At 75.0% G+C, this 12,503-nt stretch carries 11 protein-coding genes; 5 read left to right on the top strand and 6 right to left on the bottom strand.

Annotated elements, in window-relative coordinates; genetic code table 11:
- Positions 1–128: 128 nt before the first annotated feature.
- Complete coding sequence (locus SNE206_RS31305; RefSeq protein ID WP_407916919.1) at positions 129–986, bottom strand: alpha/beta hydrolase family protein; 858 nt, start codon at positions 984–986, stop codon at positions 129–131.
- Between the two features lie 470 nt (positions 987–1,456).
- Here SNE206_RS31305 and SNE206_RS31300 point away from each other — a divergent pair, with 470 nt between their 5' ends.
- Positions 1,457–1,624, top strand: a complete 168-nt coding sequence (locus SNE206_RS31300) for a hypothetical protein (RefSeq protein WP_407916914.1) — start codon at positions 1,457–1,459, stop codon at positions 1,622–1,624.
- Positions 1,625–1,780: 156 nt separating this feature from the next.
- Here the strand turns inward: SNE206_RS31300 and SNE206_RS31295 are convergent, their stop codons facing one another.
- Positions 1,781–3,241, bottom strand: coding sequence for an MFS transporter (locus SNE206_RS31295; RefSeq protein WP_407916913.1), 1,461 nt, complete (start codon positions 3,239–3,241; stop codon positions 1,781–1,783).
- A 179-nt stretch (positions 3,242–3,420) separates the two neighbouring features.
- Here SNE206_RS31295 and SNE206_RS31290 point away from each other — a divergent pair, with 179 nt between their 5' ends.
- Positions 3,421–3,879: a MarR family winged helix-turn-helix transcriptional regulator gene (locus SNE206_RS31290; protein WP_407916912.1), complete on the top strand. Its 459-nt coding sequence runs from the start codon at positions 3,421–3,423 to the stop codon at positions 3,877–3,879.
- Between the two features lie 74 nt (positions 3,880–3,953).
- On the opposite strand, the gene SNE206_RS31285 is transcribed toward SNE206_RS31290, so the two are convergent.
- A complete protein-coding gene (locus SNE206_RS31285) occupies positions 3,954–4,676 on the bottom strand; it encodes an arylsulfatase (RefSeq protein WP_407916918.1) in 723 nt (240 codons plus the stop codon).
- 292 nt (positions 4,677–4,968) lie between these two features.
- Here SNE206_RS31285 and SNE206_RS31280 point away from each other — a divergent pair, with 292 nt between their 5' ends.
- Complete coding sequence (locus tag SNE206_RS31280) at positions 4,969–6,579, top strand: glycoside hydrolase family 10 protein (protein WP_407916911.1); 1,611 nt, start codon at positions 4,969–4,971, stop codon at positions 6,577–6,579.
- A gap of 52 nt (positions 6,580–6,631) precedes the next feature.
- On the opposite strand, the gene SNE206_RS31275 is transcribed toward SNE206_RS31280, so the two are convergent.
- Positions 6,632–8,188, bottom strand: coding sequence for a hypothetical protein (locus tag SNE206_RS31275; protein ID WP_407916910.1), 1,557 nt, complete (start codon positions 8,186–8,188; stop codon positions 6,632–6,634).
- A gap of 239 nt (positions 8,189–8,427) precedes the next feature.
- On the opposite strand from SNE206_RS31275, the gene SNE206_RS31270 reads away from it, so the two are divergent.
- Positions 8,428–8,775: a hypothetical protein gene (locus SNE206_RS31270; RefSeq protein ID WP_407916909.1), complete on the top strand. Its 348-nt coding sequence runs from the start codon at positions 8,428–8,430 to the stop codon at positions 8,773–8,775.
- 487 nt (positions 8,776–9,262) lie between these two features.
- Here the strand turns inward: SNE206_RS31270 and SNE206_RS31265 are convergent, their stop codons facing one another.
- Both SNE206_RS31265 and SNE206_RS31260 read right to left on the bottom strand, forming a co-directional pair.
- A complete protein-coding gene (locus SNE206_RS31265) occupies positions 9,263–10,855 on the bottom strand; it encodes an MFS transporter (protein ID WP_407916908.1) in 1,593 nt (530 codons plus the stop codon).
- A 341-nt stretch (positions 10,856–11,196) separates the two neighbouring features.
- Positions 11,197–11,565, bottom strand: coding sequence for a hypothetical protein (locus tag SNE206_RS31260; protein ID WP_407916907.1), 369 nt, complete (start codon positions 11,563–11,565; stop codon positions 11,197–11,199).
- 252 nt (positions 11,566–11,817) lie between these two features.
- Between SNE206_RS31260 and SNE206_RS31255 the strand changes: the two genes are divergently transcribed.
- On the top strand, positions 11,818–12,423 hold the full coding sequence (locus SNE206_RS31255; protein ID WP_407916906.1) for a disulfide bond formation protein DsbA: 606 nt from the start codon (positions 11,818–11,820) through the stop codon (positions 12,421–12,423).
- Positions 12,424–12,503 lie beyond the last annotated feature (80 nt).

Below are 12,503 nucleotides of genomic sequence, written 5' to 3'. Positions count from 1 at the left end.
CCGCGTGCCGCACCGGCACGCACCGCGCCGCACCGCTTCTGCCGGGCGCCGCGGCGCCGCGACCGCCGGCAGGGCCACCGGGTGGTGGCGGTCCTGCCGCCGGTCGCGGCGGGCGGGAGGGGCGGGTGTCAGGAGGTGTGCGGGCAGGTGCCCCGGTACTCGTCGATGGTCAGGCTCGGCTGCGGCAGCGGGCACAGGAACTGCTCGTAGCGGGTGTCGTTGTCGATGAAGCGCTTCAGCCACGAGATGCTGTACTTCGCGATCGTGGTGTTCGCCGAGTTCGGCGAGAAGTGCGTCCCGTTGTTCAGCTCCAGGTACGCCTTGTCGAGGGTGGACGGCAGGCTCTGGTAGAACGGCTCCGCGTGGGTGGCCACCGGTGCGACGGTGTCGCCGTCGGCGCCGATGATCAGGGTGGGCGTCTGGACCTCGGGCCAGGTCGTGTCGGTGTTCCAGGGAGTGAGCGGGATCGCGGCCTGGAGCGACGGCCGGCTCTTCGCGGCCTCCAGGGTGCCGCCGCCGCCCATGGAGTGGCCCATGACGCCGAGCCGGCTGGTGTCGATCCGGGTCCGCGCACTGCTGGTCTGCGTCAGGTAGTCCAGCGCGGACAGCAGCTGACGGCCCCGGCTGGCCGGCTGGTCGAGGGTGGTGAGGGTGTCGATGGTGAAGACGACGAAGCCCTGCGAGGCGAGACGGGGGCCGAGCCAGGCGATCGACGACTGGTAGGCGGTGTAACCGGGCGCGATCACCACGGCGCCGAAGGTGCCGTCGGCCGTGGAGGTCGGGTAGTAGACGGTGCCGCCGCCGAACCCGCTCACGAGCAGGGAGGAGACGGTCGTCTGCGACACCGCGTACGGGCCGCTCGTGGCCTCGATGCTCGACGTGGTCGGCGCGGGGCCGCGCTCGTACGGGTTGCCCGCGGCCTGCGCACCGGGCGCCACCGCGGCACCGAGGCCGCCGAACGCCAGGAGCGCCGTCAGGCCCGCCACGAAGGTCCGCGAACGGCCCGCGCGGCTCCGGTGACGGGGGCCGGCGACGACGCCCTGCGCGTCGGCACCGCCCTCGGCGGGGGTGCGGGTGGTGAGGGTGGTGTCGCTGTCCTGCTGGTGCACGACGGAGTCGTCCTCTCGGTCGTGGCGGCACCGCACCGGACGCGCCGAGCCCTGGTGGGGGCCCGGGCACTCTCCCGCTGCCGGTCGGTGCCGCCGTGGGGGCTGGCGGGACCAATGTCGCGGCTGCGCCCGGGGGACGCATCGGGGAAATCACCGGCCGCGTTCACGCCGACCCCGCCGCACACCCGCGCCGGCCAGCCGCACCCGAACCCGCACCCGCACCCGCACCGGGAGCCGTCGCGTCAGCCGAGGGCGAGGAAGGACGTCTCGAGTACGGCCCGCCAAATACCCAGGGGGGTATTGTTGCGGCAGGGCCCGCCGCGGGCCGTACCGAGAGGAACTGCACCATGTGCCGACGCGTCACCTGCCGCACCTGCGGAAAGCCCACCCATGCCGGCTGCGGCCTGCACGTCGACCAGGTGCTGGCGGGCGTGCCGAAGTCCGACCGCTGCGCGTGCAGCAAGGACGCCCGGAGTTCCCGCGGCCTGCTGGCCCGGCTGCTCGGCCGCCGCTGACGCACCGGACGGCTCGCCCGCCCGGCGGGATGCCGGGCGGGCGAACCGTCCTCGGGGTGCTGTCCGTGGGATGCCGGGCGCCGGTCCACGGGGACTTCACCCACCCGCGCATCGGCCCGGGTCGGACCGGGTCGGACCGGGTCGGACCGGGTTCGGTCAGGCCTTGGCCCCGGCGGCCGGTGCGGGGTCCACGGAGGCCCCGGCGGGCGCGTCCTCGGCCTCGACCGGGCGGACGGCGGGGATGGTGGCGGCGATCAGGGCCGCGACCAGGGCGACGCCGCAGCCGATGATCAGGCCGGTGCGGAAGCCGCTCTCCGACGTGAGGCTGTGCCCGCCGAGGTCGACGGTCATCTGGGAGAGGACGACGCCGATGACGGCGGCGCCGGTGGAGGTGCCGAGGGAGCGCATGAGCGTGTTGAAGCCGTTGGCCGCGGCGGTCTCCGACCGGGGGACGGAGCTCATGATCAGGGCGGGCATGGAGCCGTAGGCCAGGCCGACGCCGCTGTTGACGGTCATGCCGACGAGCATGATGCCCCAGGCGGTGCCCATCAGCGGGAGTGCCAGGCCGTAGCCGGCGGCGATGACGAGGACGCCGCAGACGAGCGTGAACTTCGGGCCGCGGGCGTTGGTGAGCTTGCCGCCCAACGGGGAGACGATCATCATCATGATGCCGCCGGGCGCCATCCACAGGCCCGCGGCGAGCATCGACTGGCCGAGGCCGTAGCCGGTGGCCTTCGGGAACTGCAGCAGCTGGGGCATGATCAGCATGCTCGCGTACATGCCGAAGCCGACGAAGATCGAGGCGACGTTGGTGACCAGGATGCGCGGGCGGGCCGTGGTGCGCAGGTCGACCAGCGGGTCACGGGTGCGCAGCTCCCAGACGCCCCAGCCCAGCAGGGCGACGACGGACGTGGCGAACAGGGCGACGATCGTGCCGGAACCCCAGCCCCAGTCGGCACCCTTGGAGACCGCCAGCAGCAGGGTGACGAGGCCGACGGCCAGGCCGAGCGCGCCCGGCAGGTCGAAGCGCTGACCCCTGGCGGCGGCGGGGACCTCGGGCACCAGGAACCAGATCAGGACCCCGATGGCCAGTGCCATCACCGCGGAGCCCCAGAACAGCACACGCCAGTCGGCGTACTGGGCGACGGCGGCGGAGATGGGCAGGCCGAGGCCGCCGCCGATGCCCATGGAGGCGCTGACGAGGGCGACCGAGGAGCTGAGCTTCTCCGCCGGCACCACGTCGCGCAGCAGGGCGATGCCGAGCGGCACCATGCCCATGCCCATGCCCTGCAGTCCGCGTCCGACGATCATGGGGACGACGGAGGAGGCCAGGGCGCAGACCACCGAGCCCGCCACCAGCGGCACGGCGCAGACGAGGAGCATGCGGCGCTTGCCGAGCATGTCGCCGAGGCGTCCGGAGATCGGCACGCAGACGGAGCCCACCAGCAGGGTGACGGTGATCACCCAGGCGGCGTTCGACGACGAGGTGTGCAGGATCTGCGGCAACTCCGCGATGAGCGGGGTGACCAGCGTCTGCATGATCGCCGCGGTGGTGCCCGCGAGGGCGAGCGTGGCCACCACGCCGCCGGTGCGGGTCGATGTCTGGGGGGCGTCCACTCGGACTCCTCGGCTACTCGGAACAGCAGGAATGTGCATACTGCACATCCAATGCATCATGCACGTCATGTGGCAGATGCACAAGTCTGTGGCACGATGGAGGGACGCACCCGCACCCCGCTCACCGGCGAACACCGGCGAACACCGGGGTCACGGCCAGGTCAGGAGGCGGCACACCGATGGTCAGACCCACGCGCCAGGTCGAGTACGAGCAGATGCTCCTCAGCCGCCACGGACTCCTCAGCCAGGGAGGCGGCCGCCGAAAAGAGGGCGGCATGGAGCGCAGCGCGTACATCCTGCTCAGCCGCATCCGCGTGCAGGGGCCGATGTCCATCGGCGAACTGAGCGACGCCTTCGCCCTCGACGCCTCCACGCTCAACCGGCAGACCGCCGCGGCGGTCCGCGCGGGGCTGCTGGAGCGCATCCCCGACCCGGACGGCGGCCTGGCCCGCAAGTTCCGCATCACCGCCGACGGCGAACGGAACCTCGACGAGGAGCGCGAGGCCATGGTCGGCATCCTCGACGACATCATGGCCGACTGGCCGGACGCGGACATCGCCGCGTTCGCGGGCTACCTCAAGCGGTTCAACAGCGGCATCGAGCGCCGCATCGGCGGCCGCCCGTGGCCCCGCCCCTGACACGGCGCAGCGGGGACGGAGGCGCAGCGGGGACGGAAGCAGGGGGCAGGTCTCCCGGCGGAGCTGTCCGGCCGTCAGGCTCCGGCGGCCACCGGGGCGGACGGGCCGACGGACGCCAGGGCCGCCGCGGCCAGAAGCCCCGGCCGGGGGCTGCACAGCAGGGGGACCGTCCCGGACCAGCCCTCCGCGACCTCGGCCATCGACGCCTGCGCCAGGACGATCACGTCGGCGTCGGCGAGGCGGCCCGCGGCCTCACGGACGGCGGCGAGATACCCCTCCCGGTCACCGGCCTCGAAGCGCTCCCAGGCGCCTTCCACGAGGGTGACCGTCACGGTGACGGCCCGGCCCGCCCGGGCCGCCTCCTCCTCGATCAGGCCGGCGGTGGGCCCGACGGTGTCGGGCAGCGCTGCCACGACGGCGATCCGGGGGCCGGAGGCCGCCGGGCCTCCCGCGGCGGGCGCAGGCCCGGTGGCCACCGCCACCGCCGCCGCGGCCATCGGCCGGTCCACCCGGAGCACGGGCACCGGTGTGCCGGACCGGTCCGCGCCGGAGGCCGTGGCCTCGGCGACCGCACCGACGGTCGAGCAGGTGCACAGCACCGCGGTCGCACCGGCGGCCACGAGGTCGTCGACCAGGGCACCGACGGCGCCGGCGACCGCGGCGGGGCCGTCCCGGCGCGCCCGCTCCAGCACGTGCTCGGCGACCCGGTGCTCCAGGCGGATGCCGGGCGCGAGTTCGGCTCCCAGGGCGTCGAAGGTGGCGACGTGCACGGGAGAGGTGTGGAGGAGGCCGAGCACGGTGTCCATGGTGTCCCTCTCGTACGACGGCCGGACCGGCCGCGGGTGCGGACACGGTAGCGCAACCGTCGTGGCGGACGGACCGTCACCGGCCCGGAGCCACCGGGGCCACCGGCGCCGCCGCCCCCTCGGGCCCGTTCCGGCCGGGCATCCGGTGGTATCCCCTGGTCCGTCCGGGCGAGCGTGCGCGGGACCGGCCGACCGGGCGGCCCTCCCGCGGGGATGGTCCGGCGAGCCCCGTCCCGGCCCTGCCGACCGGAGACAGGTCCGCCTCGTCCCCAGGAGCAGCCGGATGAACCTGCCGTCCGCACGGCGCACCGGGCGCCGTGCCTTCCTGACCGCCCTGGGCGTCGCCGCCACCGCCGCAGCCACCACCACCACCGCGCGCGCCGCCGAGGACCGGGCCGGTGCCGTCGCGGCGCCTCCCCCGGCGGACGGCGCGCAGCGGCCCGCCGTGAAACGGCAGATGCGCGGCCTGTGGATCGCCTGCCTGAACCACACGGACTGGCCCGGCCGCCACCGGCTGGACCCGGAGGTGATGCGGGCTGACTTCACGGCGATCCTCGACCGGGCGCGGGCCACCGGGTTCAACGCGGTGTTCGTGCAGGTGCGCCCGACCGCCGACGCGCTGTGGCCCTCGCCGTTCGAACCGTGGTCGCAGTGGCTCACCGGCGTCCAGGGCCTGGACCCTGGCTGGGATCCGCTGGGGTTCATGGTCCGTGCCGCGCACGAGCGCGGCCTCGCCTTCCACGCCTGGTTCAACCCGTTCCGGATCGCGATCCACCCGGACCCGGCCCGCCTGGTGCCCGGTCATCCGGCCCGGCTCCACCCGGAGTGGACGGTCTCCTACGACGGCGAGCTGTACTACGACCCCGGCGTCCCCGCCGTCCGCTCCTTCGTCCGGCGGGCCATCATGGACGCCGTCACCCGCTACGACGTCGACGGCGTCCACATCGACGACTACTTCTACCCCTATCCGTCGCACGACGGCCGGGAGTTCCCCGACGGCGAGGCGTTCGCCGCGCACGGCCGCGGCTTCACCGATCGTGCCGCCTGGCGGCGCGACAACATCGATCTGACGGTCCGCCGGCTCCGCGACCGCGTACGCGCGGTACGGCCCGAAGCCGCCTACGGCATCAGCCCGTTCGGCGTCTGGCGCAACGCCGCCTCCGACCCGGCAGGCTCCGCGACCACCGCCCTGGAGGCCTACAGCGCGCAGTACTGCGACTCCCGCCGATGGGTGCGCCAGGGCTGGGTCGACTACATCGCACCCCAGCTCTACTGGCACATCGGCTTCGACATCGCCGACTACGCCGTCCTCGCGCCGTGGTGGGCCGAGCAGACGGCCGGCACCGACACCCAGCTGTGGATCGGCCAGTCCGCCTCCCGCCCCGGCGCCCCGGGACGCCCAGCCCCCTGGCAGGACCCGGCCGAGCTCTCCCGCCACCTCGCGCTCAACGCCACCCTGCCGCGCATCGGCGGCGACCTCTTCTTCAGCGCCCGCACCGCCCAGGCCGACCGCATCGGCGCCATCCGGCAGCTGGCCGCCGAGCACTGGGCCCGGCCCGCCCTCGTACCGCTGCTGCCGCGCCTCGCAGCCGGCGACCCACCCTGGCGCCCGTCCGTACGCCTCGCCGCCGACCGCCGCACCGTGCAGGTCGTGCCCTCCCCGCGCCCCGGGCGTCCCCTGCCGTTCCAGTACGCCCTCTACCGGTACGACACCGACCCCGGCCCGCACCCCGCGGCGGACCCCGACCGCCTGGCCGCCCTGCTGCCCGCCCTCACCTCCGACCGCCACCGGCCGGCGGACGACTGGGCCGGTGCCTGGTACGCGGCAACCGCCGTCGACCGCGCCGGACGCGAGAGCCCGGCCGGCCCGGCCGTACGGCTCGCCGCACCCTGACCCCCTCCGGGCCGAGCACACGGAGACGGCCGTGCCCCTGCCGCCCGGGACGTCAGCCGCCGTCGACCCTTCGCAGGACCAGTCGGCGGGTCACCCGGGCGAGCTCGGCGGCGTCGGCCCGGGACATGCCGTCGGCAGCCATGAGAACGGTGCCGACACTTCCGTGGTCGCCCCAGGTGCAGGAGATCACCTCCTGGCGGGACGCGCCGGTGAACGAGAAGCACCGCATCCGGCCGCCGTACGGGCCGGGGTCGGCCTCCCACGGCTGGTTGACCATGATCACCGTGTCGTCCCGGTAGGCCTCGGACCCCTCCACCACACGGCTGGGCAGACTGTGGAAGTCGCCCACCGCGCCCGCGACGACAACCTTGGCCGTGCCCGTGCCATCGTCCCCGTAGGCGGCGCCGAAGGACCGGCTGCCGGCCGACGTCCAGACGGAGCCCAGGTGTTCGGCGACGGCCGCGGCGGGAGTACCGGACTGCCGCTGCCACTGCCGCAGGACGGGCGGCGGGTCCGCCACGTAGTGCGGGTACGCCCGGTAGCGGGCACCGGACCAGGCGGCAGCGCCCACCCCGGACCCGACGATCACAGTGACGATCAGCACGGCGACCGCCCTCTCCCGCACGGAGCGGGGCGGCACGGGCGGCACGGGCGGCACGGGCGGCAACGGCAGCCGGGGGCCTGCGGCAGGCGCGGACGCGGCCCCGGGTGCCGGCGTGTCAGGTTCCGTGGGGCCGGGTCCGGCGGCGACGGCTTCCTCGGCAACAGGTCCGGCGGTGACGGCTTCCTCGGCGCCGGGGACCGGAACGGGCGCCGCGATCAGGACCACGTCGGCCTCGGCCCGCAGCCCCGCGGCACGGAGCAGCCGGCGGAGGAGGTACGGCGGCAGCACGAACGGCGGGAGCAGCAGACAGAGCACCCAGCCGGGCCAGCGGAAGGCCGGTATCGCGAGCATCGCCAGACCCGCTCCCACGGCGAGGGCGGACCCGGTGGCCGACGGCGCCCGAAGGAGCGGCCTCAGGAGTCGACCGCCGGGGCGGGACAGTGCAGCCAGGGTCTCGGCGAGCACGGCGTGCCGTCGGTGGTCGGCCGGTCCGGCGGCCTGCACCGCGGCGTCGGACGGCACCCCTGCATCCGGGGCCGCCGAAAGGGCACGGCGGGCGTCGTACCGCTGGATGCGGCGGAAGGAGGGCCGGCCGGGGGCCGAGCCCAGCTTGTCCGCGGCGAGCTCTCCGATCCGCAGGGCCTGCGGCGACCCGGGGGCGAGGGCACCGAGCCGCTCGGCGAGGACGAAGCCGTGCGCGTAGCGGCCCGGCCGCTGGGCGGGGTCGCTCCGGAGACAGAGGTCGGCATGGGCGGCGAGCAGGTCGGGGTCGTCGGGCAGCACTTCGAGGCCCGCGCGGTAGGCGGCCGCGGCGAGGTCGTCGTGGTCGTCGTCGTCCTCCGCGAGGTGGGCCCGGCCCAGCAGCAGGTAGAGCGCGGTGTCCGGCCCGTGCGCGGACAGCGCCTCCTCGGCCGCGCGGCGGGCGCCGCCCGGATCGCCCGAGCGGAGCAGTCCGACGGCCAGGACGGCTGCGGCGGCGGTGTCTTCGTCGTGTTCGGTCGTCATCTGTCCTGCGCTGTCCATCGATGTCCGGCGGCCGGTCGGCGCACCCTACCGCGGCGGGTTCTCCGCAGGTCAAAAGGTTTTGTTCGGCCAGGAAGCGCAGGATCCCCGGACTGCGCAGCGGTCCCCGGGGGCGCGGCGGAGGGCGGGCCCGGCGGGCGGGCGGCGGAGCGTGGAATGATCGGCTTCGTCCGTACCCGGGGCCGTTCCGTCGGCCTCCGCACCGTCATGCAGGAGCAGCAGTGACCGAGCCGTCCGGCCCGCACCGGCGCATCGCCGACACCATCCGCCCGGCCATGCTGGAGGGGCTGCACGGCGCGACGCTCCACGGGAGCGACGGCGCGCAGCACATCGCCGCGTGGGTGGACTGGATCGCCGAGGCCGTCACCGTGCACGTGGTGCAGCCGATCGCCGACGAGCGCGACGCCTTCGCGGACCGGGTGGACACGCTCTCCCACGTGGCGCAGAACCACAAGAAGGCGTACTCGGCCGCGGCCCAGGACGTGCAGCGGCTGGAGGCCCGGGTCGCCGAGCTGGAGGCGGAGGTGGAGCAGCTGCGCGAGGCCTCCTCCGACTCGCCCGGCAGCTGACCGGGCGGTGGCGGCGTCAGCTGCCGTCCGTCCCCTGCCCGGCCCGGTGCGCGGCAGCCGGTGCAGCGCAAGGCCGAGGACCGCGATCGCGTACGCGGCCGGCACGGCCGGTCCGGCCCACCACGGGAGCGGGAAGCACCCCTCCGACGGCACGTGGGGCGCGACGACCTGCGGATGGGCGACGAGGGTCTGCTGCACGGCGAAACCCGCGGCCGGTGTCACCCGCAGCAGCCGCTGCGCCAGGCCGTCGGCGAACAGCGGGACGACGGCCACCGCGGACGGGACGACGACCGCCTCGACCGAGACGGGGATCGCAAGCCGGCCGCGGCGCAGCACGGCGCCGACCGCGAAGGCGAGCACCGCGGCGGCCGCGGCCACCAGGGCCTGCGCCGCGAGCACCCGGCGGGTGACCGGTGGCGGTCCGGCCGGGACGGTACGCGGTCCGCGGCCCGCGGGCTTCGGGCCCGCGGGACCTGCAGGGCCGGTCTCAGTCGCGCTGCTCCGCCCGCGCCCGGCCGGCCGCGGCGCGCGGACGCACCCCCACCGTGACGAGCGCGATCAGCGCGGCAGCGAGCAGACCGGCCCCGCCGACCAGCGCGCAGGTGTGCAGCGCGTCGGTGAAGCTCTCGGCGTAGGCGGCGTGGGCCTGCCGGGTGGCGTCCGGGGTGTCGAGGTGCAGGAACGCGCCCGCGTGGATGCCGGCGTGCGAGACCACGTCGAGGGCCTGGCTCCGGTCGGCGGCCCCCAGTCCGGAGTCGGCGAGATGCGCCGGCAGCGTGGCGAGCACGCGGTGGGTGAGGAGGACGCCGAAGACGGCGGGGCCGAACGCGCTGCCGATCTGCCGCAGGGCGCTGTTGGAGGCCGCGGCCGTCCCCGCGAGGTGGTGCGGCAGGCTGTTCATCGCGATCGTGGTGATCGGCGCCATGGCCAGCGCGATGCCGATGCCCAGGACGGCCGTCACCCGGCTCGCGCCGCCGATGGTGGTCGAGGCGTCGAAGAGGCGCACGCACAGGGCCCCTGCCGCGGCGACGACGAGGCCTGCCACCAGCACCTGCCCGGGTGACGTCCGGTTCATCAGGCGGCCGACGACCGGGCCCAGCACGACCGTGAAGCCGTTGAGCGCGGCGAGGAGCACCCCGATGTCCCACGTCGAGGCGTGGTGGACGAGCCCGAAGTACAGGCTCAGCGAGAAGACCAGGCCGACCTGGGTGAACAGGACGAGCGCCATCACGACCGCCGTCCCGGAGAACGCCGGCGACCGGAAGAGCCGCATGTCCAGCATCGGGCACGGCGACCGCAGCTCCACCACGACGAAGGCCGGCAGGGCGACCGCCGCCACCACGAACGCGGCCACGACCGGCCCCGACCCCCAGCCGGCGCTGCCGCCCTCGATGACGCCGTAGACGAGCCCCGTGACGGCCACCGCGGCGAGGATCTGCCCGGGCACGTCCAGGTGCCGCTCGCGCGTCGAACGCGAGTCCTCCAGCACGACGGCTCCCACCGCGAGGCACAGCACGCCGAGCACCAGCGAGGGCAGGAAGATCCACCGCCAGGTGGCGTGCTCGACGATCGCACCGTTGATCAGCGGGCCGAGCGTCAGGCCGAGGCCGAGGGAGGCCGTCCACAGCGCGATCGCCGTGGCACGCGCCCTCGGGTCCGGACGGACATGGCTGATCAGCCCGAGCGTGGAGGGCAACAGGGCGGCGGTGCCCACCCCGGCGAGTGCCTGCCCCACGCAGACCTGGACGACGCCTTCGGCCGTCAGGCAGACCAGGCAGCCGAGCGAGAACACCGCCAGGCCGCCGGCGTACGTCTTCTTCCGGCCGTACAGCTCACCGATGATCCCGAACGTCAGCAGCAGCGCCGCGGTCGGCAGGATGAACGCGTCGGTGATCCACTGGAGCCCCTCGGTGGAGGCGTCGAGCCCCTGCTGGATGACCGGGAGCGACGCCGAGACGCCGACCACCGGCAGGTACCCGACGAAGATCCCGAAGCAGGCCAGCGCGACGGTGACGGCGCCGTGGCGCGGCGGGACGGCCGGGGAGGGGTGCGGCGAGGCGGGCGAGGCTATGGCTGACATGGTCCCTCGGAAGGCCGTGGCGTGTGCAGGGGTGGCTGGAGGACGGCAGGGCTCCGCGGATCGGACGGGCGCGCGGCCCGGCCCGGTCCACCCTGGTGCGGTCCTCGTGGGGGCGGACCGGCCCTCCTCCGGGGAAGCCGCTTCGGACTGTATACCGGCCGGGTCGCGGCGCTGTCGCCGGACCGGCGGGCCCGACAGCCGCTCCACCTGCGCCGCTGCCCCTCCACCGGGCCTCCGCCGCCGGGCCGCCCGGCCACCCGGCCACCCGGCCACCCGGCCGCGTCCTCCGGCCCCTGAGGCGGACTCGGGTCGGACCCTCAGCTCGGACCCTCAGTTCGGGCTCAGGACGCGGGCTCGAACCTGTCGGAGCGCCGGGCACCGGTGGCGTCCTCGATCCGGCGGACCGAGTCCATGAGCGTGTCGCCGAGCGGGAGCTGCCGACGGTGCCGGTGCGCGAGATCCGCGAGGTCGCCCCACCGGTCCTCCACCCAGGCGCGCCCCGCCTCGTCGCGGAGCCGGACCAGGTCGGAGGTCTCCGCCAGGGCGTTCCGCTGCTCGTCGTCGAGGAGCAGCTCCCAGCGGTGACGATCGGCCTCGCGGGGCGGTGGCGGCGCGCACAGGACGGTACGGAGTGCGGCGATCCGGGCGGCCGCTGCCTCGCGGAGCCCCTGTGCGAGGAGGTCGGCATGCTGGGAGACGGGCGTGATCATCCGGTCACCGTAGCGCCGCCGCCCGCGTTCCGGGGGCGCGACAGGCCGAGCACTGCACGGCACCGGTCGGCACTGATGTCCCGTCAGCAGCCTTCGTCCGGCGGGCCGTCCGGATCCCGCCGCCGCCCGTCCGCCCCGGGCGGCCTTCCGGTGGAGGCGGTGCGCCGCACCCGGCGGGGCAGAAATGGCCCAGGAATCCGGTGCGGAAATGGACCTGTCGACCGGTCCACTCCGGGCCCTAGCCTCGGCCGGGTGAAGACCACAGTCGACTTCTACTTCGATCCGATCTGCCCGTTCGCCTGGATCACCTCCCGCTGGATCCTGGAGGTCGAACGGCACCGCGAGCTCGACCTGAACTTCCGCGTCATGAGCCTGTCCGTGCTCAACGAGGGCCGGGAGGACCTCCCCGAGCGCTACCGGCGGCTCCTCGACACGGGCTGGGGCCCGGTACGGGTGTGCATCGCCGCGGCCCAGCTCCACGGCGACCACGTGCTCCGCGACCTCTACACCGCCCTCGGCACCCGCCTCCACCCGGAGAGCCGCGCCGCCGACGACCAGGTCATCCGGGAGGCGCTGGCGGAGGTCGGCCTGCCCGAGGACCTCGCCGCCGCGGCCGACAGCACCGAGTTCGACGACGCCCTGCGCAAGAGCCACCACGAGGGCATGGACCCCGTCGGCGAGGACGTCGGCACACCCACCCTCCACGTCGACGGCACTGCCTTCTTCGGTCCCGTGCTGACGGCCGTACCGCGCGGCGACGAAGCGGTCCGGGTCTTCGACGGCGTACGGCTGCTGGCGGGCCACCCCACGTTCTTCGAGCTCAAGCGCACCCGGACGGGCTCGCTCGACTTCACCTGAGCCCCTCCCCCGCTCGCCGACACCACTACCGACACCGACATCACCGATACCGACATCACCGATACCGACCCCCCCGGGCC

This window comes from Kitasatospora sp. NE20-6 (assembly GCF_045862635.1).
Note: the sequence above shows the minus strand (reverse complement) of the source record. Positions and strands in the feature narration are given on the sequence as shown.

What these genes read in the sequence shown, in the direction of transcription:
- SNE206_RS31300 (WP_407916914.1), top strand. Translation starts at nt 1,457, where the DNA reads ATGTGCCGACGCGTCACCTGCCGCACCTGCGGAAAGCCCACCCATGCC.
- SNE206_RS31275 (WP_407916910.1), bottom strand. Translation starts at nt 8,188, where the DNA reads ATGACGACCGAACACGACGAAGACACCGCCGCCGCAGCCGTCCTGGCC.
- SNE206_RS31280 (WP_407916911.1), top strand. Translation starts at nt 4,969, where the DNA reads ATGAACCTGCCGTCCGCACGGCGCACCGGGCGCCGTGCCTTCCTGACC.
- SNE206_RS31260 (WP_407916907.1), bottom strand. Translation starts at nt 11,565, where the DNA reads ATGATCACGCCCGTCTCCCAGCATGCCGACCTCCTCGCACAGGGGCTC.
- SNE206_RS31290 (WP_407916912.1), top strand. Translation starts at nt 3,421, where the DNA reads ATGGTCAGACCCACGCGCCAGGTCGAGTACGAGCAGATGCTCCTCAGC.
- SNE206_RS31265 (WP_407916908.1), bottom strand. Translation starts at nt 10,855, where the DNA reads ATGTCAGCCATAGCCTCGCCCGCCTCGCCGCACCCCTCCCCGGCCGTC.